20 protein-coding genes, 1 other RNA gene and 1 pseudogene are annotated in these 25,131 nt (G+C 66.4%); 4 read left to right on the top strand and 18 right to left on the bottom strand.

The features are described 5' to 3' along the window. Positions 1-578 precede the first annotated feature (578 nt). A complete protein-coding gene (gene secA, locus PDM29_RS10820; protein WP_311190180.1) occupies positions 579-3,308 on the bottom strand; it encodes a preprotein translocase subunit SecA in 2,730 nt (909 codons plus the stop codon). Between the two features lie 161 nt (positions 3,309-3,469). Next, entirely contained in the window at positions 3,470-4,420 is a 951-nt protein-coding gene (locus PDM29_RS10815; protein ID WP_311190179.1) for a peptidoglycan DD-metalloendopeptidase family protein, read from the bottom strand. 12 nt (positions 4,421-4,432) lie between these two features. Here PDM29_RS10815 and PDM29_RS10810 point away from each other — a divergent pair, with 12 nt between their 5' ends. Continuing rightward, positions 4,433-4,873 carry a DciA family protein gene (locus PDM29_RS10810; protein ID WP_311190178.1) on the top strand — a complete coding sequence of 147 codons (441 nt, stop codon included), beginning with the start codon at positions 4,433-4,435 and terminating at the stop codon, positions 4,871-4,873. 276 nt (positions 4,874-5,149) lie between these two features. On the opposite strand, the gene lpxC is transcribed toward PDM29_RS10810, so the two are convergent. The 15 genes and pseudogenes from lpxC to mraZ form a co-directional block, all read right to left on the bottom strand. Beyond that, positions 5,150-6,055, bottom strand: a complete 906-nt coding sequence (gene lpxC / locus PDM29_RS10805; protein WP_311190177.1) for a UDP-3-O-acyl-N-acetylglucosamine deacetylase — start codon at positions 6,053-6,055, stop codon at positions 5,150-5,152. 200 nt (positions 6,056-6,255) lie between these two features. Continuing rightward, positions 6,256-7,479: a cell division protein FtsZ gene (ftsZ, locus tag PDM29_RS10800; protein ID WP_311190176.1), complete on the bottom strand. Its 1,224-nt coding sequence runs from the start codon at positions 7,477-7,479 to the stop codon at positions 6,256-6,258. 178 nt (positions 7,480-7,657) lie between these two features. Then, positions 7,658-8,893: a cell division protein FtsA gene (ftsA, locus tag PDM29_RS10795; protein ID WP_125360211.1), complete on the bottom strand. Its 1,236-nt coding sequence runs from the start codon at positions 8,891-8,893 to the stop codon at positions 7,658-7,660. A gap of 62 nt (positions 8,894-8,955) precedes the next feature. Continuing rightward, positions 8,956-9,633, bottom strand: a pseudogene (locus PDM29_RS10790) (cell division protein FtsQ/DivIB); the annotation flags it as partial. Further along, positions 9,630-10,607 carry a D-alanine--D-alanine ligase gene (locus tag PDM29_RS10785; RefSeq protein ID WP_311190175.1) on the bottom strand — a complete coding sequence of 326 codons (978 nt, stop codon included), beginning with the start codon at positions 10,605-10,607 and terminating at the stop codon, positions 9,630-9,632. The pseudogene PDM29_RS10790 and the gene PDM29_RS10785, both read right to left, overlap by 4 nt. Next, on the bottom strand, positions 10,604-12,040 hold the full coding sequence (murC, locus tag PDM29_RS10780; RefSeq protein WP_311190174.1) for a UDP-N-acetylmuramate--L-alanine ligase: 1,437 nt from the start codon (positions 12,038-12,040) through the stop codon (positions 10,604-10,606). The genes PDM29_RS10785 and murC overlap by 4 nt, the downstream gene beginning before the upstream one ends. A gap of 34 nt (positions 12,041-12,074) precedes the next feature. Next, complete coding sequence (murG, locus tag PDM29_RS10775; protein WP_311190173.1) at positions 12,075-13,154, bottom strand: undecaprenyldiphospho-muramoylpentapeptide beta-N-acetylglucosaminyltransferase; 1,080 nt, start codon at positions 13,152-13,154, stop codon at positions 12,075-12,077. Continuing rightward, positions 13,151-14,494 (bottom strand): putative lipid II flippase FtsW, encoded by a 1,344-nt coding sequence (ftsW, locus tag PDM29_RS10770; RefSeq protein ID WP_311190172.1) that lies wholly within the window; start codon positions 14,492-14,494, stop codon positions 13,151-13,153. The genes murG and ftsW overlap by 4 nt, the downstream gene beginning before the upstream one ends. After that, positions 14,494-15,579 (bottom strand): phospho-N-acetylmuramoyl-pentapeptide-transferase, encoded by a 1,086-nt coding sequence (gene mraY / locus PDM29_RS10765; protein WP_125361898.1) that lies wholly within the window; start codon positions 15,577-15,579, stop codon positions 14,494-14,496. The genes ftsW and mraY overlap by 1 nt, the downstream gene beginning before the upstream one ends. Continuing rightward, positions 15,569-16,963, bottom strand: a complete 1,395-nt coding sequence (locus tag PDM29_RS10760) for a UDP-N-acetylmuramoyl-tripeptide--D-alanyl-D-alanine ligase (RefSeq protein ID WP_311190171.1) — start codon at positions 16,961-16,963, stop codon at positions 15,569-15,571. Before PDM29_RS10760 ends, mraY begins: the two co-directional genes overlap by 11 nt. Beyond that, a complete protein-coding gene (locus tag PDM29_RS10755; protein ID WP_311190170.1) occupies positions 16,960-18,462 on the bottom strand; it encodes a UDP-N-acetylmuramoyl-L-alanyl-D-glutamate--2,6-diaminopimelate ligase in 1,503 nt (500 codons plus the stop codon). The genes PDM29_RS10760 and PDM29_RS10755 overlap by 4 nt, the downstream gene beginning before the upstream one ends. Continuing rightward, entirely contained in the window at positions 18,459-20,303 is a 1,845-nt protein-coding gene (locus PDM29_RS10750; protein WP_311190169.1) for a peptidoglycan D,D-transpeptidase FtsI family protein, read from the bottom strand. Before PDM29_RS10750 ends, PDM29_RS10755 begins: the two co-directional genes overlap by 4 nt. Beyond that, positions 20,300-20,563 carry a cell division protein FtsL gene (ftsL, locus tag PDM29_RS10745; RefSeq protein WP_125361894.1) on the bottom strand — a complete coding sequence of 88 codons (264 nt, stop codon included), beginning with the start codon at positions 20,561-20,563 and terminating at the stop codon, positions 20,300-20,302. The genes PDM29_RS10750 and ftsL overlap by 4 nt, the downstream gene beginning before the upstream one ends. Further along, entirely contained in the window at positions 20,560-21,525 is a 966-nt protein-coding gene (gene rsmH / locus PDM29_RS10740; protein WP_311193764.1) for a 16S rRNA (cytosine(1402)-N(4))-methyltransferase RsmH, read from the bottom strand. Before rsmH ends, ftsL begins: the two co-directional genes overlap by 4 nt. Positions 21,526-21,539: 14 nt before the next feature. Further along, positions 21,540-21,986: a division/cell wall cluster transcriptional repressor MraZ gene (gene mraZ / locus PDM29_RS10735; RefSeq protein ID WP_311193763.1), complete on the bottom strand. Its 447-nt coding sequence runs from the start codon at positions 21,984-21,986 to the stop codon at positions 21,540-21,542. Between the two features lie 325 nt (positions 21,987-22,311). Between mraZ and PDM29_RS10730 the strand changes: the two genes are divergently transcribed. Both PDM29_RS10730 and PDM29_RS10725 read left to right on the top strand, forming a co-directional pair. Next, on the top strand, positions 22,312-23,076 hold the full coding sequence (locus tag PDM29_RS10730) for an NRDE family protein (RefSeq protein WP_311190168.1): 765 nt from the start codon (positions 22,312-22,314) through the stop codon (positions 23,074-23,076). A gap of 102 nt (positions 23,077-23,178) precedes the next feature. Further along, the gene (locus tag PDM29_RS10725) at positions 23,179-23,694 is read left to right on the top strand and encodes a hypothetical protein (protein WP_311190167.1); all 516 of its coding nucleotides are present in this window, start codon (positions 23,179-23,181) and stop codon (positions 23,692-23,694) included. Positions 23,695-23,764: 70 nt separating this feature from the next. Here the strand turns inward: PDM29_RS10725 and rnpB are convergent. After that, an RNA gene (gene rnpB / locus PDM29_RS10720) (RNase P RNA component class A) lies at positions 23,765-24,115 on the bottom strand. Positions 24,116-24,319: 204 nt separating this feature from the next. On the opposite strand from rnpB, the gene PDM29_RS10715 reads away from it, so the two are divergent. After that, on the top strand, positions 24,320-25,123 hold the full coding sequence (locus PDM29_RS10715) for a hypothetical protein (RefSeq protein WP_311190166.1): 804 nt from the start codon (positions 24,320-24,322) through the stop codon (positions 25,121-25,123). Positions 25,124-25,131: the final 8 nt, after the last annotated feature.

Genomic DNA, 25,131 nt, shown 5'->3' with positions numbered 1-25,131 from the left:
TCCTTGTTTTGCGACTCGAAAGGCGCGGTGCCCACTCCCCGTGGTGCCTCCGGCGCGGCAACACCCGCAACGGACCCCCGGTCCGGGTGCAGGGAATGCAAGCGTACCGCCTCGGTGGCGATGCTGCCACCTTGGGGGTGGTGATGCGATGTGTGATCGGGGTCGGGAAATTCTGGATTGGGTGTGGGGAAAGGGTGAGGGGCGCTGAAATGTGCTGCCGGTCACATTTCAGTGCAGATTGGAGAAGCGGCTGCGATTTGGGTTCCATGCGTTATGGAACGTTGAGCCGTTCACGGCCGTCGTCTGTCGACCGACGCTACCAGCGCCACCATTTCGAGCGTGGCCATCTTGATGTTGATTTTTCCGTGGCCACCGACCACCTGTCGAAGGTGGGTCGGGGTGGGTTTGCGGGACCGTAGAAAACATGGATGTTTTCTACGAGCCCCCATGGATGGGTTTACGGCGTGTCCCGCAAACCCACCCCGACCCGCCAAACCACGAAGGCCGTAAACCGAGGGCTGTTCGCATGAATCCAACACCAGCGCACAAAAAACCCCGCCGAAGCGGGGTTTTTTTGATCAGGTCAGCTGACCGTGGCAGTGCTTGTATTTCTTGCCGCTGCCGCACGGGCACGGGTCGTTGCGGCCGACCTTGGGTTCGTCGCGGGTGACCTGGCCAACGCCCTGCGCCGCCTGCATTTCCGCCACTTCCTCGTCGGCACCGTAGCCGCCGGCGTTCTGGTGCTGGAACTGCGAGGCCAGCATGCGCGCTTCGGCCTGCTGGCGCTCCGCTGCTTCCAGCGCCGCCACTTCTTCTTCGCTGCGGATGCGCACGCGCGACAGCAGAGTGACCACTTCGCGCTTCACGTTCTCCAGCATCTCCGAGAACAGCTCGAACGCTTCCTTCTTGTATTCCTGCTTCGGCTGCTTCTGCGCGTAACCACGCAGGTAGATGCCCTGGCGCAGGTAATCCATGCGCGCCAGATGCTCCTTCCAACTCTGGTCCAGCACGGTCAGCATCACGTGCTTCTCCAGCGCGCGCATGGTTTCTTCGCCGACGCCGGTTTCCTTCGCCGCGAAGTGCGCGTCCACCTGTTCCTGCACCTTGTTGGCAATGGCTTCGGCGTCCAGTTCCTCGTGCTGATGCACCAGGCCAACCACGTCCATCTCCACGCCAAGGTCAGACGCCAGAGTGGCCTGCAGACCGGGCAGGTCCCACTGTTCGTCGATCGAGTTCGGCGGCACGAAACGCGCCACCACGTCGAAGATCACGTCGCCGCGGATACCGTCGACGTTGTCCTTCACCGACTCGGCGTCCAGCAGTTCGTCGCGCTGGGCGTAGATCACCTTGCGCTGGTCGTTGTTGACGTCGTCGAAGTCCAGCAGGTTCTTGCGGATGTCGAAGTTGTGCGCTTCCACCTTGCGCTGCGCCTTCTCGATCTGACGGCTGACCATGCGATCTTCGATCACATCGTCTTCCTTCATGCCCATCAGACGCATCGCCTTCTGCACCCAGTCCGAGGCAAAGATGCGCATCAGGTTGTCTTCCAGCGACAGGTAGAAGCGGGACGAACCCGGGTCACCCTGACGGCCCGAACGGCCGCGCAACTGGTTGTCGATACGGCGCGATTCGTGGCGCTCGGTGCCCACGATGTGCAGGCCGCCGGCCGCCTTGACCTGGTCGTGGCGGCGCTGCCATTCGTTCTTGACCTTGAACTTGTCGTCGGCACTGGCGTCTTCGCCCAGCGCGTGCAGCTGTGCTTCCAGCGAACCGCCCAGCACGATGTCGGTACCGCGACCGGCCATGTTGGTGGCGATGGTCACGGCACCCGGCATGCCGGCGTTGGCGATGATGGTCGCTTCGCGATCATGCTGCTTGGCGTTCAGCACTTCGTGGTGCACGCCGGCCTTGCGCAGGTGCTCGGACAGCATTTCCGAGGTTTCGATCGAAGTGGTACCGACCAGCACCGGCTGGCCGTTCTTGTTGCATTCCTGGATGTCCGCCAGCACCGCATTGAACTTGCCGTTGCGGTTGAGGAACACCTGGTCCGGGGAGTCCTTGCGGACGGTCGGGCGGTTGGTCGGAATGACAACCACTTCCAGGCCATAGATGCTCTGGAATTCGTAGGCTTCGGTGTCGGCCGTACCGGTCATGCCGGACAGCTTCTTGTACATGCGGAACAGGTTCTGGAAGGTGATGCTGGCCAGGGTCTGGTTCTCGCGCTGGACCGGCACGCCTTCCTTTGCTTCCACCGCCTGGTGCAGGCCATCGGACCAGCGGCGGCCGGCCAGGGTACGGCCGGTGAATTCGTCCACGATCACCACCTCACCGTCGCGGACGATGTAGTCCACGTCGCGCTGGTAGATGGCATGCGCGCGCAGCGCGGCATTGAGGTGATGCACCACGGTCAGGTTCTGCGCGGCGTACAGGCCTTCGGTTTCCGCGCTGAGGATGCCGGCGTCGACCAGCAGCTGCTCGGCGTGCTCCATGCCCGCTTCGGACAGGTGAACCTGCTTGCCCTTCTCGTCGACCCAGAAATCGCCTTCGGCTTCTTCGTTTTCCTGGCGGATCAGGCTGGGCACCACGCGGTTGACGCGGATGTACAGCTCCGGGGAATCGTCGGCCGGGCCGGAGATGATCAGCGGGGTACGCGCTTCGTCGATCAGGATCGAGTCGACTTCGTCGACGATGGCGTAGTGCAGGCCGCGCTGGTAGCGGTCGGCACGCGACAGCGCCATGTTGTCGCGCAGGTAGTCGAAACCGAATTCGTTGTTGGTGCCGTAGGTGATGTCGCTGTTGTAGGCCTCGCGCTTGTCGCCGTGCGGCATGCCCGGGTACACCACGCCCACGCTCAGGCCCAGCCAGTTGTACAGCTTGCCCATCTGGCCGGCGTCGCGGCGGGCCAGGTAGTCGTTCACGGTGACCACGTGCACGCCCTTGCCTTCCAGCGCGTTCAGGTACACCGGCAGGGTCGCCACCAGGGTCTTGCCTTCACCGGTGCGCATTTCCGCGATCTTGCCCAGGTGCAGCACCATGCCGCCGATCAGCTGCACGTCATAGTGGCGCATGCCCAGCACGCGGCGGCTGGCTTCGCGGCAGACCGCGAAGGCCTCCGGCAGGACCTTGTCCAGGGCTTCGCCGTCGGCGATGCGCTGCTTGAACTCGCGGGTCTTGGCCTTGAGCTGCTCGTCGGAGAGCTTTTCGATCTCCGGTTCCAGGGCGTTGATCTTGGCGACGATGCGGTTGAGCTGGCGCAGCTGTCGTTCATTACGACTGCCGAAAACGCGGGTAAGCAGGCTGTTGATCATTGAAGGAACCGGTTGGAATGAGACGCCCCAACGGCGGCGCTTCCGCAGAAGCTGCACACCGCAAACGAAACAGGGCGCACTGCGCCCTGTCTATGGCAACACTTATTGTAGCTTGGGACGGGGGTGTCGCGTTTCAACCTCCCCCGGCCCGTTCGTCGCACTCAGCCGCGCGACACCCGGCCGACCGGGGTGTTGCCGCCATCACCCAGGAACTTGCGCGGATTGACCACGTTGCCACGCTCCCACACTTCAAAGTGGACGTGGGCACCGGTGGAACGACCGGTGGAACCGGCCTTGGCCACTTCCTGGCCGGCACGGACCAGGTCACCGGCCTTCACCACCAGACGCGAGTTGTGCGCGTAGCGGGTCACATAGCCGTTGCCGTGGTCGACGTCGACCACGTTGCCGTAGCCGCCCTTGACCCCGGAGAAGCTGACCACGCCATCGGCCACGGCCATGACCGGGTCGCCGACCTTGGCATGGAAGTCGATGCCCTTATGGTTGCCGCGACCGCGACCGAACGGGTCGTTGCGGCCGCCGAAGCCGGAGGTGATGTAGCTGTTGCGGATCGGCATGCGGCCCGGCACGGCATCCTGCTGCACCTGGTGGTCGAACATCAGCGATTCCATCACCGACAACTGGCGGCCTGAAGCAGCGAAACGCTGCTCCAGCACCTGTAAGTCGCTGTTGACCGCGCTGGCCGGGATGTCCTGGGTCGGACCGGGTTCACCTTCACCGAGGCCGGGGGTCTCGTTGAAGTCGAATTCGCCGTCTTCCAGCTTGCCCATCTGGGTGAGGCGTTCGCCGAGCGCATTGAGCCGGGTGGCCTGCGCCTGCAGCTCGCCCATGCGGGCGGCCAGCGCATTGACCTGGGTCTGGGCGTCCTTGCGGGCCTGTGCCAGTTCCAGCTCCTGCTGCGCCACCTTGGCGTGCAGGCGCGAATCATTGAACATGCTGCCGCCCAGACCGGCACCGAAGCCGATCAGGCAGCCCAGCCCGAGCACGCTGCCAAGCAGGGCACGGGGGCGGTCCTCGAAGTAGAACCGCAGACGCGCGATGGGCGTTTTGGCCTGTCCTTCACGCGTTTTGATTACGATCTTTTTGAATGCCATCAGTGAGTTTTCATGTCTGAGCCGAAATCCAGTGCCCGTTCCCCTTCTGCGCCCAAACCGGCGCTGGAAGCGGTCATGGAAGACAAAACCGGCAACCCGCTGCGTCGTGCCCTCTGGCTCGACGCGCTGGACCGTCAGTTGCGCCCCCATTTGCCGCCCACCCTGGCCACCCGTTGCCGGCTGGCGAATGTGAACGGCGAGCACCTCGTTTTTCTCGTCGAGTCCCCGGTCTGGCATGCCAAGCTGCGGCTTGCCGAACGCGAGTTGATCGACGCGGCCCGTTCCATCGGGCTGAAAGTCACCAAGGTGACCATCAAGACTGCGCTTGCCCCTCCTCCACGCTCCCCAGCGATCGACAACAGGAATGGCCCCCACGCAGTTTCAGCCGCCACGCACCAAGGGCTACGCGACGCTTTGGCTTGCTTCCAGGACCCCAAGGGATCGAAGTCCTGACTGCATCGGAGCATCCCGCTCCTTCCCCGATCCGTGTCACGAAGCCGTGAAACATTTCGAGGAGCCGGCGGCCATCGTAGCCGCGCTTGGCTGCCCAGTCGTTAGTCTTTTATTAAATTTGCGTTATTTTTACCCCGCAACTGGATCGGGTTCACAAAAAAGTGACGACGGTCCGGTCACGGTTCATTGACGTGAGCTTCACGGCGCGCGCGGCCCAGAAACGCGGAACGGCGCAGTGAGCGCCGTTCGTTTACCTGTCAAATCAATGGTTTGGCGTCAGGCGTAGGCCGGAACACCGTACACCACCGGGGCCGGATCGGCCGCGGCGTTGACCCACTCCCAGGCGGTGACGTCGGCCAGCAGGGCACGCACCAGCTTGTTGTTGAGCGCATGGCCGGACTTGAAGCCCTCATACGCACCCAGCACCTGCGCACCGGCGAGGTAAAGATCGCCGATCGCATCAAGAATCTTGTGGCGCACGAATTCGTCGGCGTAACGCAGGCCGTCTTCGTTGAGCACGCGGAACTCGTCCAGCACGATGGCGTTGTCCATCGAACCGCCCAGGCCCAGATTGCGCTCGCGCATGTATTCCAGGTCGCGCATGAAACCGAAGGTACGGGCGCGCGAGATTTCCTTGGTATAGGCGGCGGTGGAGAAATCGATCTCCGCGCGCGACTGCTTGGCCGGAATCATCGGGTGGTCAAACTGGATGGTGAAGCCCAGCTTGTAGCCTTCATACGGGGTGAAGCGGGCGACCTTGTCGCCTTCGGTGACTTCCACCGGCTTGAGCACGCGGATGAAGCGCTTGGGCGCATCCTGCTCGGCGATGCCGGCGGACTGCAGCAGGAACACGAACGGACCGGAGGAACCGTCCATGATCGGCAGTTCGGCCGAGGACAGCTCCACGATGATGTTGTCGACACCCAGGCCGGCCAGCGCCGACATCAGGTGTTCCACGGTCTGGATCTTGGCGTTGTTGCAGGTCAGGCCGGTGCACAGGGTCACTTCGGTGACCAGGTCGGCACGGGCCGGGACTTCGACGACCGGGTCCAGGTCCACGCGACGGAACACGATGCCATGGTTGACCGGAGCCGGGCGCAGGGTCATGTAGACCTTGTCACCGCTGTGCAGGCCAACGCCGGTGGCGCGGATCGTGTTCTTGAGAGTGCGTTGCGGAATCATGGGGGTCGACCGGGTAGCGCGCTGTCAGCGCGACAATGACAAACAAGAATAACACGCAGTACCGCCACCCCTTTCTGAACGGGGTGCGCTCCGACCCGGGGTCAGAACGACGGAACTGCGAACTGCCGGGCCCATCCAGGCCCGGCAGTCAGGGACATGGCGATGCTTACCGGGGCGGACAAGTCCCCGGCGTGCAACGCTTAGTCCGCCTGGCGGCGCAGGAACGCCGGGATATCCAGGTAATCGTTGGGCAGCTCGGCCGCGGCCGGGCCGGCGGCCGGAGCCGACGGAGCCACGGTGTCGGCGCTCGGACGGCGCAGGCCCAGGCCCATGCCGCCGACGGCCTTGGACACGGCGTCGCCGCCGTTGTCGAAGTCGCCGAACTCCGGCTGGCCGGTGGTGGCGTTGCGGACCAGCTTGATCGGGGCGCGCTCGCCCGGACGCTGGGTCTTGGAGGCAACGGCACGGTTCAGGCCGGTGGCCACCACGGTCACGCGCACTTCGTCCTGCATGTCCGGGTCGAGCACGGTACCCACCACCACGGTGGCGTCTTCCGAAGCGAAGCCGTCGATGGTGCGGCCGATCTCGTCGAACTCGGCCATGGTGAAGTCGGCACCGGCGGTGATGTTGACCAGGATGCCGTTGGCACCGGCCAGGTTCACGTCGTCCAGCAGCGGGTTCTGGATGGCGGCTTCGGCGGCGGCCTGGGCGCGGTCATCGCCGCGGGCGGTGCCGGTACCCATCATTGCCAGGCCCATTTCGGACATGACGGTGCGCACGTCGGCGAAGTCGACGTTGATCAGGCCCGGACGCACGATCAGGTCGGCGATGCCCTGCACGGCGCCCTGCAGCACGTCGTTGGCAGCACGGAAGGCCTGGATCATGGTGGCGTTGCGGCCCAGTACGGTGATCAGCTTTTCGTTCGGAATGGTGATCAGCGAGTCGCAGTGCTGGCTCAGTTCCTCGATGCCCTTCAGCGCCACCTGCATGCGGCGACGGCCTTCGAACGGGAACGGCTTGGTGACCACGGCCACGGTCAGGATGCCCATTTCCTTGGCCAGCTGTGCCACCACCGGAGCCGCGCCGGTGCCGGTGCCGCCGCCCATGCCGGCGGTGATGAACACCATGTCCGCACCCTGCAGGGCGTCCATGATGCGCTCACGGTCTTCCAGGGCGGCCTGGCGACCCACTTCCGGGTTCGCGCCTGCGCCCAGGCCCTTGGTGACGTTGGTACCCAGCTGCAGCTGCAGCTTGGCACCGCAATTCTTGATGGCCTGCGAGTCGGTGTTGGCGGTGATGAATTCCACGCCGTCCACGCTGGTGCTGACCATGTGCGCCACGGCGTTGCCGCCGCCGCCGCCCACGCCGATCACCTTGATCACCGCATTGGGTGCCATCTTTTCAATCAATTCGAAGTGCGCCATGTCCGTGTCCTCGTTGTAACCGCTTCTATTGGCGTGGTCTTCATGGGCGTCCTGCCCTTCGTGCCACGCCGCCATTGCGGCGGTAGTTTTAGGTATGTCCTTCAGAGCGGGGGCTCATCAGGTGAGTTGCGATGAAGCGATGTTGCCGGTGTTGCAGTGATGCGGCTGTCAGCTGGAATCAGAATTCGCCGCGGAACCAGGTTTTGACTTTGTTGAAGAGACTGCCGGCACGACCGGTCGGCAGCGATGGGCGACGCGGATGTTCAATCTGGCTGCCCATCAGCAGCAGCCCCACGCCCGTGGCATGAACCGGGTTACCGACCACTTCACCCAGTCCGGTGACGTGCTGCGGAATACCGACGCGAACCGGCATCTGCAGCATTTCCTCGGCCAGCTCGACCACGCCTTCCATCTTCGAGGCACCGCCGGTGAGCACCATGCCTGCACGCACCAGTTCCTCGAAGCCGGAGCGACGCAGCTCGGCCTGGACCATTTCAAAAATTTCCTCGTAGCGCCCCTGCACCGCCTGCGCCAGCGAATGGCGCGGCATGCGGCGCGGCGGACGGTCGCCGACGCTGGGCACCTGGATGCTTTCCTCGGCGGTGGCCAGCTGGGCCAGGGCGCAGGCGTAGCGCACCTTGATCTGCTCGGCTTCCGGGGTCGGCGTGCGCAGCATGTGCGCGATGTCGTTGGTGACGTGGTCACCGGCGATCGGCAGCGACGCCGTGTGGCAGATCGCGCCCTGCACGAACACCGCCAGGTCGGTGGTGCCCGCGCCCATGTCGACCAGCACCACGCCCAGCTCGCGCTCGTCGGCGGTCAGCACAGCCACGCTGGAGGCCAGCGAGGACAGCACCAGGTCGTCCACCTGCAGGCCGCAGCGCTGCACGCACTTGCTGATGTTGGCCGCGGCCGACTGCGCGCACACCACCAGGTGGGCGTGCACTTCCAGGCGCACGCCGGTCATGCCGACCGGGTTGCGGATGCCTTCCTGCGAGTCATCCAGCACATATTCGCGCGGGATGGCATGCAGGATTTTCTGGTCTGCCGGGATGGCCACGGCCTTGGCTGCGTCCAGTACGCGATCGAGGTCGCCCCAGGTCACTTCGCCGTCGCGGATCGGCACGATCCCCGGCGAGTTCTTGCACTGCACGTGGTTGCCGGAGATGGATGCGTACACCGAGCGGATCTCGCAGCCGGCCATCAGCTCGGCCTCTTCGACCGCGCGCTGGATCGACTGCACGGTCGATTCGATGTCCACCACCACACCGCGCTTGAGTCCGCGCGACTCGTGCGAGCCGATGCCGATCACCTCGATGGGATTGCCGGGCGAATACTCGCCCACCAGCGCCACCACCTTGGAGGTGCCGATATCGAGCCCGACGATCAGCGATTTGTCACCCTTGCGATTCATGTCCTGTCCTGCGTGTTCTGCGCCGCATTGGCCGGCGCGGCCGGAACCGGGGTACCCCAGCTCAGCGTGAAACCATTGGTATAGCGAAGGTCGGCGCGCTCGATCGGCGCGCTCTGGTTGGCCAGCTGCGGCAGCACGCGCACGAAGCGCTGCAGGCGCGAGCGGGCGTCGTCGCGGCCGACCACCACTTCAGTGCCGTTGCTCAGCTGCAGCGACCAGCTGCCACGTGCGTCCATGCTGACCCGGGTGACATCCAGCCCGGTCGGCGCAAACAGCGCACGCGACTCGTTGTACAGCGCCACCACTTCCTGGGTCTGGGTATCCGGACCGTCAAGGTTGGGCAGCTTCAGGTCCTGCAGCTGCTTGGGCGTGGCAAACAGCTTGCCCTGCTCGGACAGCAGCCGGTCCTTGCCCCAGCGGGCAAACGGCTTGTGCTCGACCAGGGTGATTTCCAGCACATCAGGCCACTGCTTGCGCACCTGCGCGCTTTCCACCCACGGCAGCTGCTCGATCGCGTCCTGCGCGTCCTGCAGCTTGACCGCGAAGAACCCGGCCTGCGCATACGGCAGCACCACCTGTTGCAGCTTTTCGGCTGGCACCCGCTTGAACTCACCGTGCACGCGCAGCTTGGCCAGCGGCCAACGCTCGGCCGCGACCCAGCCGTTGAGCACCGCCACCACGGGCAGCGCCACCAGCGAAAGGGCCAGCAACCAGACGAAGATGCGCAGCACCGCGTTCATGCGTGGCGGCTCTCCTGGTTGTGCTGCGGCAGGGTCTGTTCCAGCACGCGCCAGACCAGTTCCTCGAAACCGATGCCGACCTGCCCCGCCGCCTTGGGCACCAGCGAATGGCTGGTCATGCCCGGCGCGGTGTTCACTTCCAGCAGGTACAGGCGGCCGCTTGCGCGGTCGCGCATCACGTCCACGCGGCCCCAGCCACGGCAACCGGCGGCCTGGAATGCGGCCAGCGCGAGCCGGCGGATCTCGGCTTCGTCCTCGCCTTCCAGGCCCGGGCACAGGTACTGGGTGTCGTCGGCCACATACTTGGCGTTGTAGTCGTACCACTGGCCCTTGGGCACGATGCGGATCGACGGCAGCGCGACGTCACCGAGGATGCCCACGGTGAGTTCGTCGCCGACCACCATCTGCTCCATCAGCAGCTGGCCGTCGTAGCGCGAGGCCAGCGCCACGGCTTCGTCCAGACCGGCCTCGTCCATGACCCGGCTGATGCCGACGCTGGAGCCTTCGTTGGCGGGCTTCACCACCACCGGCAGACCGAGCTCGCGCGCCTGCGCATGCACGGTTTCAGCAGTGACCTTCCGGTACTGCGGGGTGGGTAAACCGACCGACAGCCATACCTGCTTGGTGCGGATCTTGTCCATGCCCAGCGCCGAGCCGAGCACGTCCGAGCCGGTGTACGGCACGCCGAAGGCTTCCATCAGGCCCTGCACGATGCCGTCCTCACCACCACCGTTGTGGCCGTGCAGGATGTTGAAGACGCGGTCGAAGCGCTTTTCCACCAGCGCCCGGGCCAGCGCCGGAATGCCGTCCACGGCGGTGGCGTCGACGCCCCGCGCGCGCAGCGCTTCGATCACATTGCGGCCGGAGTCCAGCGACACCTCGCGTTCGCTGGAGGTGCCACCGAGCAGCACGGCCACGCGACCGAAGTCGGCCGGGTTGCGGGTGCGCAGCGCGGGGAAGTCGAAGATGCTCATGCCTGGCCCTCGCTCTTGAAGCCTTCCACCGCCAGATGGGTGGCCATCGCGCCGATGTCGCCCGCGCCCATCATCAGCAGCAGGTCGCCGTCCTGCAGCACGTCGGGCAGCACGCTGGCCAGCTCGGCGGGCTTGCCCACCACCACCGGTTCGCTGCGGCCACGCGCGCGGATCGCACGTGCCAGCGCATGCGAGTCGGCCCCGGCAATCGGGTCCTCGCCGGCCGGGTAGACCTGGCACAGCACCAGCGCGTCGACGCTGGACAGCACTGCGGCGAACTTGTCGAACTGGTCGCGGGTGCGGCTGTAACGGTGCGGCTGGAACGCCACCACCAGGCGCTGGTCCGGCCAGCCGCCACGGGCCGCGGCGAACACCGCTTCCAGTTCGCTGGGGTGGTGGCCGTAGTCGTCGATGATGCGGACCTTGGCACCGGCGTCAGTGGTGACTTCGCCGAGATCATTGAAGCGGCGGCCGACACCGGCGAAGCCGGCCAGCGCGCGCGCGATCGCATCCGGGGCCACGCCCAGCTGCCAGCCCACCGCAGCGGCGGCCAGCGCATTGAGCACGTTGTGCTTGCCCGGCAGCGCCAGCACCACTTCCTGGCTGGTGCCCTGCGGCAGGCGCAGGGTGAAGCGCATGCGCGAACCTTCCTGCACCACGTTTTCAGCGCGCACGTCCGCCTGCGGGCTCATGCCGTAGCTCATCACGTGGCGCGGGGTCTGCGCGGCCAGCGCGGCCACTTCCGGGTCGTCGATGCACAGCACCGCCAAGCCGTAGAACGGCAGGCGCTGCAGGAATTCCGCAAACGCCGCCTGCACTCGCGCGAAGTCGTTGCCGTAGTTTTCCAGGTGATCGGCATCGATGTTGGTGATCACCGAGACCAGCGGGTTCAGGCGCAGGAAGCTGCCGTCGCTTTCATCGGCTTCGGCCACCAGCCACTGGCCACCGCCGAGCTTGGCGTTGGCACCGGCAGCCAGCAACTGGCCACCGATCACGAAGGTCGGGTCCAACCCACCTTCGCTCAGCACCGCTGCGGTCAGGCTGGTGGTGGTGGTCTTGCCATGGGTGCCGGCCACGGCGATGCCGCGGCGGAAGCGCATCAGCTCGGCAAGCATGGCCGCGCGCGGCATGATCGGAATGCGCTGGCTGCGCGCTTCCATCAGCTCGGGGTTGTCTTCACGGATCGCGCTTGAGACCACCACGCAGTCGGTGCCGAGGACGTTGGCGGCCGAATGGCCGCGCATGACGCGCGCGCCCAGCCCGGCCAGACGGCGGGTGGCCGCGTTGTCGGCGTTGTCGGAGCCGGACACTTCATAGCCCAGGGTCAGCATCACCTCGGCGATACCGCTCATGCCGGTGCCGCCGATGCCGACGAAGTGCACGCGCGGGAACGCGCGGACCAGGTCATTGGTGTCGTGCAGGCGACGGATCATGCGCGGCCTCGCGGGCACATGCGGGTAACGGTGTTCATTTGGCTTCCTCAAGAATGATGTCGGCGATGCGCTCAGCGGCATCGACCTTGGCCAGCGCACGCGCGGCTTGCGCCATCTGCATGCGGCGGCCGGAATCGGCTGACAGGTCACGCAGGACGTCCGGCAGGCGCGCGGCCAGGGTGTCGTCCTGCTTCAGCAGCACGGCGGCGTCGCGCTCGACCAGGTATTCGGCGTTACGGGTCTGGTGGTCATCGACGGCGGCGGCGAACGGCACCAGCACGCTGCCCACGCCCACCGCACACAGCTCGGCCAGGGTGGAGGCACCGGAACGGCACACCACCAGGTCGGCCCAGCTGAAGGCGTCGGCCATGTCGGCGATGAACGGCTGCACGTCGGCGCTGACCCCGTTGTCGGCGTAGGCCTGCAGGGCTTCGGCGTGCAGCCTCTCGCCACTCTGGTGGCGGACCTGCACGGCGACCTCGCTGCCGAGCGCGGCCAGCGCCTTGGGCACGGCGTTGTTCAATGCGCGCGCACCCTGGCTGCCGCCCAGCACCAGCAGGCGCAGCGGACCACTGCGACCGGCCAGACGTTCCTGCGGCGGCGCGATGGCGGCGATTTCGGCACGCACCGGGTTGCCGACCGGCTCTTCGCGGGTGGCGAAGCTGCCCGGGAAGCCGGTCAGCACGCGCCGCGCGAAGCGCGACAGAATGCGGTTGGTCAGCCCCGGCGCACGGTTCTGTTCGTGCACCAGCAGCGGCAGGCCATGCAGGCGCGCGGCCAGACCGCCCGGGCCGGAGGCAAAGCCGCCGAAGGCGATCACCGCGCGCGGCTGGCGGTCGCGGATCAGGAAGCCGGCGCGTCGGATGGCGCGCAGCAGGCGGCCCGGCGCGGACAACAGCGCCAGCTTGCCCTTGCCACGCAGGCCACTGATTGCCAGCGTGTCGATGTGGATGTCGTGCTGCGGCACCAGACGGGTTTCCATGCCCCCGTCGCTGCCCAGCCAAGTCACCGGAATGCCACGCGCGCGCAGCACCCGGGCCACGGCCAGGCCGGGGAAGATATGACCGCCGGTGCCACCGGCCATGATCAGGACCGGACGTTCAGAGGCGCTCATCCCATCCTCCCGAAGGTCGGTTCAATGCGCTGCTGCATGCGGCTGGTGCCGCGTGCGCTGCTGTTGCGCGCACTGCTGTCCGGCGCGGTGTCGGTGTAGGCATTGGCCGGGCGGCTGCCCTGCACGGCTGCCGCCACTTCGCTGGCGCTCGGTCCGGTGTGCACGGGCTCGTCACCTTCGGCCGCGCCCATGCGCACCGCCTGGCGGCGCTCGGCGCGCTCCAGTTCGTACGACACCCGCAGCAGCAGGCCCATCGCCACGCAGGTCATCAACACGCTGGAGCCGCCCGACGAGATCAGCGGCAGGGTCAGTCCCTTGGTCGGCAGGATGCCCAGGTTCACGCCGATCGAGACAAAGCTCTGCATGCTGATCCACAGCGCGATGCCGAAGGCGATGTAGCCGGAGAAGTGGCGCTTCATTTCCACGCAGCGCATGCCAATCCAGAACGCACGGCCGACCAGCACGGCATACAGCGCGATGATGACGCAGGTGCCGAGGAAGCCGAACTCCTCGGCGGTCACCGAGAAGATGAAGTCGGTATGCGCTTCGGGCAGGTAGTACAGCTTCTGCACCGAATTGCCCAGGCCGACACCGGTCCACTCGCCCCGGCCCACCGCCATCAGCGCGTTGGTCAGCTGGTAGCCGTCGCCCTGCTGGTCCGCCCACGGGTCCATGAACGAGGTGATGCGGCGCAGGCGGTACGGTTCGAAGATGGCCAGCGCGCTCATCGCGGCCAGGCCGATCACCGCCGGCATCGACATGCGCAGCATGTTCACCCCGCCCAGCACCAGCATGCCGGCGGTGATGCCAAGCAGCAGGGTGGACGAGCCGAAGTCCGGCTGCAGCAGCAACAGCACCACCAGCGCACCAGCCACGCCCTGCGGCTTCAACATCGCCGGCCAGGTCGCGTTGACCTCATCGCGGAAGCGGACCAGGTAGCTGGACAGCCAGACGATGTAGAGCACCTTGACCGCTTCCACGGTCTGGAACTTGGAAATGCCCAGGTTGATCCAGCGCCGCGCGCCGTTGACGCTGCTGCCCAGGCCCGGAATGAACACCACCACCAGCAGCGCGAAGCAGCCCAGCAGCAGCATTTGGTTGTACTGCTCGATGCTCTTCAGCTCGGTGCGCATGGCCAGCAGGGCCAGAGCGACGCCCACCGCCAGGAAGATCAGATGGCGGTTGAGGTAGTAGAACGGGCTGCTCATCAGCGCGATCGAGCTCGACGCGACCATCACCACGCCCACACCCGTCAGCGCGATGATCGCGCCCAGCAGCCACGGATCGAAGCGGCCTCCGATGGCTTCAAGACGGGTTGCCTGGCGCGACAGGTCATTCATCAGCGGACCTTCAACGTCGCCAGACCGATGAGCACCAGCACCACCGAGATGATCCAGAAGCGCACGATCACGCGCGGCTCCGGCCAGCCCTTCAGTTCGAAGTGGTGGTGGATCGGGGCCATCTTGAACACGCGCTTGCCGGTCAGCTTGAACGAGGCGACCTGGATCATCACCGACAGCGTTTCAATCACGAACACGCCGCCCATGATCACCAGCACCAGTTCCTGGCGGGTGATCACCGCGATGGTGCCCAGCACCGCGCCCAGCGCCAGCGCGCCGATGTCGCCCATGAACACCATGGCCGGATAGGTGTTGAACCACAGGAAGCCGAGGCCGGCACCGGCAATGGCGGCACAGATGATGATCAGCTCGCCTGCACCGGGAATCTGCGGAATCTGCAGGTAGTTGGCGAACACCACGTTGCCCGAGGCATAGGCGAACACACCCAGGCCACAGGCCACCAGCACGGTGGGCATGATCGCCAGGCCGTCCAGGCCGTCGGTGAGGTTCACCGCGTTGGAGAAGCCGACAATCCAGAAATAGGCGATGGCCACGAAGCTGATCCCGGCCAGCGGCAGGGCCACCGACTTGAACATCGGGATATAGAAGGTCAGCTGCGCCGGCACGTCCGCGGTGTAGTACAGGAACAGGCCCGCGGCCAGGCCGAAGATCGACTGCAGCAGGTACTTCCAGCGCGAGGCCAGCCCGTTCGGGTCGCGGCGCACGATCTTGATCCAGTCGTCGTACCAGCCGATGACGCCGAAGCTGAGCATCACCGCCAGCACCAGCCACACATAGTGGTTGCGCAGGTCGCCCCACAGCAGGGTCGACAGGGTGACGGTGAGCAGGATCAGCGAACCGCCCATGGTCGGCGTGCCGGCCTTGGAGAAGTGGGTCTGCGGGCCGTCCTTGCGGATCGGCTGGCCGCCCTTGAACTGGGCCAGCTTGCGGATCACCGCCGGGCCCAGCCACAGCGACAGGAACAGCGAGGTGAGCGCGGCGAGGATGCCACGGAACGTCAGGTAGCCGAACAGCCCGAACAGGCTCTCCAACTGCTGCAACCATCGGGCCAGTTCAAGCAACATGGGGGCTTTCCTCTCCTCGCGCCAGCAGCGCTTTTACGATCTTGTCCATCGCGCTGCCGCGCGAACCTTTCACCAGGCAGCGCACGCCGGCGTGCAGTTCCCCGGCCAGTGCAGCAGCCAGGGCGTCATGGGTGGAAAAATGCCGACCGCCTTCGCCGAAGGCGGTGGATGCTGCTTCACTGAGCGGGCCCAGCGTGTACAGACGCTTGAGCCCGGCGGCGCGGGCACGCTGGCCGGCCTGCGCGTGCAGTGCCGGACCGTCCGGCCCCAGCTCGCGCATGTCGCCCAGCACCAGCCAGCCTTCGTCCTTGCCGGCGGCCAGCGCATCAATCGCGGCGGCCAGCGAGCCCGGGTTGGCGTTGTAACTGTCGTCGATCAGCACCGCGCCACCCGGCAGCGTGTGCGCGATCTGCCGGCCCGGCACCGGCTCGGCATTGCCCAGCCCGGTCGCCACCTGGGCCAGCGGAATGTCCGCCGCCAAAGCCAGGCTCGCGGCGGCCAGTGCGTTGCTGATGTTGTGCCGGCCCGGCAGCGCCAACGTGATCGCGGCGGTGCCAACCGGGGTGTGGAGGGTGACCTGGCTGCCGGTGGCGGTCATCCGGATGTCGCGCGCGGTGATATCCGCGCTGTGGTCCAGGCCGTAGCGCAGCACACGGCTGCGCGGCGGATGACCGACCACGTGCTGCTCGAACCACGCGCCGTAGGCATCGTCGGCATTGATGACGGCCACCCCGTCGGCCGGCAGCGCCGCGTAGATCGCACCCTTGGTGGTGGCCACGCCAAGCAGGCTGCCCATGCGTTCCAGGTGCGCCGGCGCGATGTTGTTGACCAGCGCGTACTGCGGCCGGGCAATGTCGGTCAGGTAGGCGATGTCGCCCGGCTTGCCCGCGCCCATCTCATAGATGGCGAAGTCGGCGTCTTCCGGCGCATCCAGCACAGCCAGCGGCAGGCCGATTTCATTGTTGCGGTTGCCCGGATTGGCGTAGACCACCTTGCGGTCCTCGCGCGCCACCTGCTGCAGAATCGCCAGCAGCAGCGTCTTGACGCTGGTCTTGCCGTTGCTGCCGGTGATGGCGAACACCTGGGTGGCGCGGTCGCGCTGCATGCCGGCGGCAATGCGCGCCAGCGCCAGTTCGGTGTTGGCCACCAGCACCTGCGGCACGGCCACGTCGAGCAGGCGCTCGACCAGCATGGCACTGGCCCCACGGGCCAAGGCATCTGCGGCGAAATCGTGGCCGTCGAAGCGTTCGCCGCGCAGCGCCACATACAGGCTGCCCGGGGCCAGGGTACGGGTGTCGTTGCTCACCGCATCAATCACGGTGTCATCGCCGTAGATCTCGCCGCCGGCCCAGTGTGCGATCAAGGAGAGAGGCGTGCGCTTCATTCGGCCTGCTCCGCGTTCTGCTTCAACAGGCCTTCCTTCGCGCTCAGGGCAGCTGCGGCAACCAGCGTGTCGTCGAAGTCATGCTTCACACCACGCACTTCCTGATAGGGCTCATGGCCCTTTCCTGCAATCAGCACGATGTCGCCGGCACCGGCCAGCTTCACCGCCAGACCGATGGCGCGTGCGCGGTTGCGCTGCACGGTCACGGTGTCGGGTGCGGTGAATCCGGTGAGGATGTCAGCCACGATCACATCGCCGTCTTCGCCACGCGGGTTGTCGTCGGTGACGATCACCTGCTGGGCCAGACGCTCGGCAATGGCGGCCATCTGCGGGCGCTTGCCGGTGTCGCGCTCGCCACCGCAGCCGAACACGCAGAACAGCCGTCCCTGCAGGTGTCCGTGCAGGCTCTGCAGCGCCTGTCCCAGCGCATCCGGGGTGTGCGCGTAGTCGACCACCACGGTGGGCAGGCCGTGTTCGCCGCCGAGACGGTTCATGCGCCCGGCGATGGGCTGCAGCTGCGACAGCAGCGCGGCAATGTCGGCCGGGGCATGCCCCAGCGCGTACAGCGCGCCGGCCACGCCGAGCAGATTGTCCACATTGAAGCGGCCCAGCAGCGGCGACTGCACCGGGTGGCGCGCGCCGTCGACGACCAGGTCAAACGCGATGCCGCGGCCATCCAGGGTGATCGAGTCCGCGCGCAGCGTGGCCTGCTGCGCGCCGCGCGAGCTCAGCCCGATCTGGGCAATGCCCGGATCCACCGTGCGCAGCAGTTCGCTGCCGAAGCTGTCGTCCAGATTGACCACCGCCGCCTTGAGGCCGGCGCGGTGGAACAGCTTGGCCTTGGCCGCGCCGTACTGGGCCATGTCGCCGTGGTAATCCAGATGGTCGCGGGTGAGGTTGGTGAACACCGCCACGTCGTAGTGCACCGCGTCCACACGGCCCTGGTCCAGCGCGTGCGAGCTTACTTCCATGGCGATGGCCTGCGCGCCTTCGTCGCGCAGCTGGGCCAGCACTTCGTGCATCTGCAGCACCAGCGGGGTAGTGAAGCCGGTCGGCACCACATTCCCGTACAGGCCGACGCCGAGCGTGCCGATGCTGCCGCTGCGGGTGCCGAGCAGATGCCAGGCCTGGGCCAGCAGCTGCACGGTGGAGGTTTTGCCATTGGTGCCGGTCACCCCGACCATGGTCATCGCCCGCGACGGGTGACCGTGGAACTGGTCGGCCATCGCGCCCATGCGGCCACGCAGGCCGGGCACGGCAATGGCATCGGCCGGAGCCGGCAGTTCGGCCGGGGCCGGCGGATCAAACAGAATGGCAGCCGCGCCAGCGGCCTTGGCCTGTTCGACAAAACCCAGCCCATGCGCGCCAAAGCCGGCAATGGCCACGAAGGCATTGCCCGGGCGCACGGCGCGGCTGTCCAGCACCAGGCCGGTAATGGCGGGGTCGTGGCGCAGCGCCACGTCGGGAATCAACTGCGAAAGCAACATCGTCTGGCTCATTGCGTGCCTCCCTGCGCGGGCGGCAACGTGGCATGCGCGCTGGGCAGCGCGGCATCGATTTCAGCGGCGGCGTCGAGCGCGTTGACGGCCTCAGCCGGCGGGGTCGGCAGCGACGACGCTGCATGCCCCAGCTTTCCGGACTGTTGGGCAGCCAGCCATGCATCGATATCGTCCGGCTGCACATCCATCAGGCGCAGTGCGCCCTGCATGACGTTGTGGAATACCGGTGCCGACACCAGGCCGCCGTAGTACTTGCCGGCCTGCGGGTCGTTGATCACGATCACCGTGGCAAAGCGCGGATTGCTGGCCGGCACCACGCCTGCGAACAGGGAGTTGTAGTGGCCCGGCTCGTAGCCGCCCGGGCCGGCCTTGCGCGCGGTGCCAGTCTTGCCGGCCACGTGGTAGCCGAGCACGGCAGCGCCCTTGGCACCGCCCTGGGTGACCACGGTTTCCATCATCGCCACGACTTCCTTGGCGACCTTCTCATCAATGATCTGCTTGCCTTCGTTGTGCTGGCCCTTGACGAAGGTCGGCGCGATCAGCTTGCCGCCGTTGCCCAGCGCCGAGTACGCGGTGGCGATCTGCAGCGGAGTCACGTTCAGACCATACCCATAGGACATGGTGGTCTTGGACGGACCGCTCCAGCGCGCCGGGCGCGGAAACACGCCAGCGGATTCCCCGGGGAACCCGCTGTTGGGCGACGAGCCATAGCCGAAGCTGTGCACCGAGTCGTAGAACGCCTGGTCGGGCATCTTCGCGGCGATCTTGGCCGCGCCGATGTTCGAGCTGCGGGTGATCACGCCGGTCACGTTGAGCACGCCGTTGTTACGCGGCACGTCCTTGATGGTGTAGCGACCCAGGGCCATGTAGCCCGGGTTGGTGTCGATGATGGTGTCCTTGGTGACCGCACCGGTCTGCAACGCCGAGGCGATGGTGATCGGCTTCATGGTCGAGCCGGGCTCGACCAGGTCGGTGACCGCGCGATTGCGGCGCGTATCCGGTGCGGTGCCTCCGACCGAGTTCGGGTTGTAGGTCGGCAGGTTGACCATGGCCAGAATCTCGCCGGTGGCCACATCCATGATCACCATCGAGCCGCCGGCGGCCTTGTTTTCGATCAGCGCGTTACGCAGCTCCTTGAACGCCAGGAACTGGATGCGGCGGTCGATGCTGAGGGTGAGGTCCTTGCCCGGCTCGGCAGCGCGCAGCAGGTCGCTTTCCACCGTTTCGCCCTTGCGGTTGCGGATCACCCGCTTGGCACCAGGCTTGCCGCGCAGCCACTCGTCGAAGGCCAGCTCCAGCCCTTCCTGGCCGCGGTCATCGATGTTGGTGAAGCCGAGCACGTGCGCCATCGCCTCACCCTGCGGGTAGAAGCGACGGAACTCGCGCTGCGAGGCCACGCCCGGAATTTTCAGGGCGACCACTTTTTCCGCATCGTCGGGGTTGATCCGGCGGCGCAGGAACATGAATTCCTTGTCCGACTTCTGCGACAGCTTCGAGCTCAGCTCGTCCAGCGGCATGCCCAGCGCGGTGGCCAGTTCCGGAATGCGGTCGGGGGCGCGCAGCAGTTCCTGCGGGTTGACCCAGATCGAGGCCACCGGCGTCGACACCGCCACCGGCTCGCCGTTGCGGTCGGTGATCATGCCGCGCGAGGTGTTGATCGGCAGCTCGCGCAGGTAACGGGCTTCGCCCTGGCGCTGGTAGAAATCGCTGTTGATGATCTGCACGTAGGCGGCGCGGCCGACCAGCGACACCGAGCACAGCCCCAGCGCCAGGCCCACCCACTGCAGGCGGCGGCGCAGGTTGAAGCTGTTGCGTGCGCGGTTGCGACCGGAGCCGTTCATGGGCGCACCACCACGACATCATTGGCTTCCGGGAACTTCATGCCCAGGCGCTCACGTGCCACCCGGTCGACGCGGGTGGCTTCGGCCAGGGTGGCCTGTTCCAGCTGCAGGCGGCCGAATTCGATGTTCAGTTCGTCGCGGGCGCGCTCGGCGCGCGAAAGCTCGACGAAGGTCTGCCGGTGACGGTGGCGCATGAACACGACACCGATCGCCGAGGCGATGGTGGCGGCCAGCAAAATCACCAGCAGAAGGCGGCTCATGCAGCCTCCCCGCGCTTTTCGGCCACGCGCAGCACGGCGCTGCGCGAACGCGGGTTGACCGCCAGTTCGTCGTCTTCAGCCTTGATGGCCCCGCCGATCAGGTCCAGCGTGGGCACGAACGTCTGCTGCTCGGGCAGCCGGCGGTTGGCCGGCGGTGCCTTGGCATGGCGGTTCATGAACTGCTTGACGATACGGTCTTCCAGCGAGTGGAAGCTGATCACCGCCAGCCGACCACCGGGCTTGAGCCGGGCCATCGCCGCGTCCAGGCCGGCTTCGAGGTCGGCCAGTTCGCGGTTGATATGGATACGGATCGCCTGGAAGCTGCGCGTGGCCGGGTGGATCTTGTCCTTGCCGCGCGGCATCACCGACGCGATCAGTTCGGCCAGCTGGGCGGTGCGGGTGAGCGGCTGGCTGGCGCGCTTGGCCACGATGGCGCGGGCGATGCGCCGGCTCTGGCGTTCTTCGCCGTAGGTCCACAGCACATCGGCGATCTCGCGCTCTTCGGCGCTGCCCAGCCATTCGGCGGCGCTCTGGCCACTGTCCGGATCCATGCGCATGTCCAGCGGGCCGTCCTTGCCGAAGCTGAAGCCACGCTCGGCCACGTCCAGCTGCGGCGACGACACGCCCAGGTCGAACAACACCCCGTCCAGTCCCTCGGCGGTGGCCGGCCAGTGCAGCAGGTCAGCGAAGCTGCCACGGAAGATCGAGACGCGCGGGTCCGGCGCGAAGTCGCGCTCGGCTACCGCAATTGCCTCCGGATCCTTGTCCATGACCAGCAGCGCGCCTCCCGGACCGAGCTGCTCGAGCACGCCGCGGGCGTGACCGCCACGACCAAACGTGCCATCGAGATACCGTCCGTTTTCGATCACCCTCAGGCCATCCAGGACCTGGGTGTACAGAACCGGCAGGTGTCCTGCCGGCGACTGCGACACCGGGTGACCGGCCTGCGCGCCGCCGCGCATCCGGGCACCCCGGCTCACAACTTCAGGTCGAGCAGCCCATCGCCCAGATCCTCGTCAGACAACGTCTGCTGGATCAACGCGCGATGAGCCTGCTCGCTCCACAATTCGAACTTGTCGCCCATGCCGAGCAACACCGCCTTCTTTTCAATGCCAACGGCACCACGGTGGCTGGCCGGAATACTGATGCGGCCGTTGCCATCCAGCTCCAGATGCGCGGCCGAACCGACCAGCTTCTGTTGCAGAAGGCGCACGACGCGCTGCGTGTTGGGCTTGGCCATGACGTCGTCGCGCACCCGTTCCCACTCTTCCTCGGCATACAGCCACAGGCAGCCGGACTCGAACGGGTTGTAGGTGAGGACCAGCCGGTTGTTGCTCACGCGCGCGACCAGGTCGCGATGCGCGGTCGGAACCGCCATGCGCCCTTTGTCGTCAACTGTGATGGCCGTCTCGCCCTGAAACACGACGCCTGCACCTTTCCTTCGCCCGGTGAAACATTGAACCACGAAAAACCACAAAAAACCCGGTTTTCCCTCTGTTGCCCACCTTAGCAGTGCCGTTCGGGTTGTCAACATCTTTGCGAGCGGCAAATCGCCTTGGACATCAAGGGCTTGCAGCAATGTTTAGAGACTTGTTCAAGGCTTATCCACAAGTTGCTGTTTCGTCTCAAATTTTGAGATTGAACAGAAGTTCAGTCCTGTGCAGGCCTTGTGAAACCTGCGCTCGTATTCATGCCGCAGGCAGACGCAACCCGCGCGCGGTTGCGCAAAACCGGCCACAATTCCGGTCATGTGTCTGCTCACCCTGGCCTGGAAGGTCCACCCCCGCTGGCAGCTGTTGATGGCCGGCAACCGCGACGAGTTCCACGCCCGCCCCACCGCCCCGTTGGCGATGTGGCCGGCGGCCGAAGGCGCATTGCGCGCCGGTCGCGACCTGCGCTCCGGCGGCACCTGGGCCGGCATCACCGGCACCGGCCGCATGGCGGTGGTCACCAACGTGCGCGATCCGCTGGCGGCCCAGACCGGGCCTTCGCGCGGCGCGCTGGTGGCCCACTACCTGCGCGATGCCGCACCGGCAGGGCGCTATGCCGACTGGTTGGCGTCGGAAGCGGCGGCCTACGCGCCGTTCAACCTGCTGCTAGCCGACACCGCAAGCTGCGAGTTCCTGGGCAATCACCCCGCGCACCGTCAGACCCTGACCCCCGGCATTCACGGGCTGTCCAACGGACCGCTCGACGCCCCCTGGCCCAAGACCCTGCGCCTCAATGCGGCCATGCAGGCCTGGCTGGACAGTGGCAGCGAGTCGCTGGAGCCGTTGTGGCAGGCGCTGGCGGACACCACACGGGCCGACGACGCGCAGTTGCCGGACACCGGCATCGGCCTGGAACGGGAGCGCTGGCTGTCGTCGGCATTCATCCGCAGTGCCGATTACGGCACACGGGCCAGCACGATCATTGCGTTGGATGCGCAGGGGCGCGGCTTCATCCGCGAGCGCCGTTTCGACCCGGCCGGCACCTGTGTGGGCGAGAGCGCGCTGCAGATTGATGGGCCCTGACAGACTGTCGGCAATGGCACTGAACGAGGTGCATCATTGTAGATGGGGCACCTGCGACAGCCCCAGGTACACATACTGGCGCGCCCTGCCCGGTGAGATCGCATGCGTTCCGTTACCCAGCGTGTCGTACTGACCCATTCCCTGGCCCTGGGCCTCGGGTTGGGAGCCGGATTGCTGCTGTGTGCCGGTCAGGGTGTGGCCGGCGCGGCCCCCGGTGCCCAGGTGGAGGGCGCATTGACCGACGCGCCCTACCAGGTGCATTTCCGTCGCGACCACCCCGGCAGCAGCCGTCTGTACTGGGCGGACGGGCGGGTGGGCGTCAGCCATGGCCGGATTGCCTTTGATGGCCGCATGTCGGTGCCGGCATCTGCCCGCCGCAGCAGCACCGTCTATCTGACCAGCGACCGCATCGCCAATCGCGACGACTTCCTGCGCAGCCAGCCGCGCGCGCGCCGGGTCGGCCAGATCACCCCGCAATCGCGGTTCCTGCTGGATGTCCCTCACGACATCGACGTGGACGAATTCACCACCGTGGTGCTGTGGTCGCACACCGACCAGCATCTGATCTCCAGCACGCAGTACCGCACCGCCTGGGATGACGAACCGATGGAAGATTGATTGACGCGCATGGCGCGTCACTACAGGCGGCGTAGTGACGCGCCATGCGCGTCAACCACGTAGAGGAAAAAGGCGGAGCCGGCCGATAAGCCGGGTTCTGTCGTGGACAGTCATTCCTCTAGGCGACACGTCTCCGTGGCGCTCAAGCAACCTACCCGGTCCCGACGCGGGCCACGTCATAGGACCCTATTTGGTCTTGCTCCAGGTGGGGTTTGCCGTGCCGGTCTGTTACCAGACTCGCGGTGCGCTCTTACCGCACCATTTCACCCTTGCCGGCTCTCCGAGGAGAACGTAGGCGGTATCTTTCTGTTGCACTTTCCGTCGGCTTGCGCCGCCCAGGCGTTACCTGGCACCTTGCCCTGTGGAGCCCGGACTTTCCTCGGCATTCCCGAAGGAATGACGCGACTGTCTAGCCGACTCCGCCGCGTGCATTTTCACACACCCGGGCACGAACCGACAGCCCCGGCTGTCGCATGTGGCACGGCGCGTTCATCTGGAATGCGCGTTTCTCAAAAGTCGGCACCCTGCTGACAGGCTAGCGTCGGCTGGACTGCCGAACCGAGGTTCCCGCATGCCCAGGCCCGTTTCCACGCACCCGCCCGTCAACGACGCGCCCACCCAGCCAGTGCGCGCCGCCCCTGCAACTGCCCCGACGCCGTCGCCCCTGGCGCTGCGCAATCTGGTCAATCTGCCCGTTGAAAACATTGCCACCGCCGCACCGGAGTCACCTCGGGCCTTGATGGTCCGGATCAAGACGGACGACCTGACCCTGTGCCAGATGATGGCGCACGGACGAGATGCGCAGACCCCGGCCAGGACCGCAGACGCGCAGACGCTCATCGACGGGCTGTCGGGACGACGGGTGCTGCTGGCGCGGACAACCGCCGAGGACCTGCGGCGCTGGTCGGACAGTGTCGATGCACCGCCGTTCGGCCAGCACCTGCAGGACCGCATCGAGTGCGCCGGACTCGACCAGATCCTGATCGAACTTCAGCGCACCCTGTTGCTACCCGCGCAACGCCTGCGCATCGGCGAATCCCTGCGCGATGCCGGGGCACGCACCGCGTCGGTGCGTGACGGTCTATGCCTGACCCATCCCGAACTCGAACTGGTTCGCGCCGAAGCGCTGCTGGACCGCCTGATCCCCGCGGAACGGGCGGCTGCATTGCAACTGGATGCGTTTAGACCCAACCCGATGACCGCATCGCGTGAAGTCACCGATCCGCAGAGGCGGGCCCTTCGCACCGAACGCGCGCTCGCCTACCAGCGCGCCGCGATGATCAACCGGCGCTTCGGCTACACCGTTGCGCACCCGGCTTGGAACTACATGCACCTGACCCGGGAGAACAAGGTCCGGGCCGGGCAGCTGGAACTTCTCAGCAAGACGCCGGAAGCGAAGCGCCGTGGCATCACCCTGCTGCTGCCCTGACCGAGGCC

The organism is Stenotrophomonas oahuensis, from assembly GCF_031834595.1.
Classification (GTDB): Bacteria; Pseudomonadota; Gammaproteobacteria; order Xanthomonadales; family Xanthomonadaceae; genus Stenotrophomonas; species Stenotrophomonas oahuensis.
The sequence above is the reverse complement of the archived record's forward strand: the minus strand, read 5'-3'. Positions and strand labels throughout refer to the sequence as shown.

Coding starts and splice junctions, on each gene's coding strand:
- secA (WP_311190180.1), bottom strand. CDS start 3,308: ATGATCAACAGCCTGCTTACCCGCGTTTTCGGCAGTCGTAATGAACGA.
- PDM29_RS10815 (WP_311190179.1), bottom strand. CDS start 4,420: ATGGCATTCAAAAAGATCGTAATCAAAACGCGTGAAGGACAGGCCAAA.
- PDM29_RS10810 (WP_311190178.1), top strand. CDS start 4,433: ATGTCTGAGCCGAAATCCAGTGCCCGTTCCCCTTCTGCGCCCAAACCG.
- lpxC (WP_311190177.1), bottom strand. CDS start 6,055: ATGATTCCGCAACGCACTCTCAAGAACACGATCCGCGCCACCGGCGTT.
- ftsZ (WP_311190176.1), bottom strand. CDS start 7,479: ATGGCGCACTTCGAATTGATTGAAAAGATGGCACCCAATGCGGTGATC.
- ftsA (WP_125360211.1), bottom strand. CDS start 8,893: ATGAATCGCAAGGGTGACAAATCGCTGATCGTCGGGCTCGATATCGGC.
- PDM29_RS10785 (WP_311190175.1), bottom strand. CDS start 10,607: ATGAGCATCTTCGACTTCCCCGCGCTGCGCACCCGCAACCCGGCCGAC.
- murC (WP_311190174.1), bottom strand. CDS start 12,040: ATGATCCGTCGCCTGCACGACACCAATGACCTGGTCCGCGCGTTCCCG.
- murG (WP_311190173.1), bottom strand. CDS start 13,154: ATGAGCGCCTCTGAACGTCCGGTCCTGATCATGGCCGGTGGCACCGGC.
- ftsW (WP_311190172.1), bottom strand. CDS start 14,494: ATGAATGACCTGTCGCGCCAGGCAACCCGTCTTGAAGCCATCGGAGGC.
- mraY (WP_125361898.1), bottom strand. CDS start 15,579: ATGTTGCTTGAACTGGCCCGATGGTTGCAGCAGTTGGAGAGCCTGTTC.
- PDM29_RS10760 (WP_311190171.1), bottom strand. CDS start 16,963: ATGAAGCGCACGCCTCTCTCCTTGATCGCACACTGGGCCGGCGGCGAG.
- PDM29_RS10755 (WP_311190170.1), bottom strand. CDS start 18,462: ATGAGCCAGACGATGTTGCTTTCGCAGTTGATTCCCGACGTGGCGCTG.
- PDM29_RS10750 (WP_311190169.1), bottom strand. CDS start 20,303: ATGAACGGCTCCGGTCGCAACCGCGCACGCAACAGCTTCAACCTGCGC.
- ftsL (WP_125361894.1), bottom strand. CDS start 20,563: ATGAGCCGCCTTCTGCTGGTGATTTTGCTGGCCGCCACCATCGCCTCG.
- rsmH (WP_311193764.1), bottom strand. CDS start 21,525: ATGCGCGGCGGCGCGCAGGCCGGTCACCCGGTGTCGCAGTCGCCGGCA.
- PDM29_RS10730 (WP_311190168.1), top strand. CDS start 22,312: ATGTGTCTGCTCACCCTGGCCTGGAAGGTCCACCCCCGCTGGCAGCTG.
- PDM29_RS10725 (WP_311190167.1), top strand. CDS start 23,179: ATGCGTTCCGTTACCCAGCGTGTCGTACTGACCCATTCCCTGGCCCTG.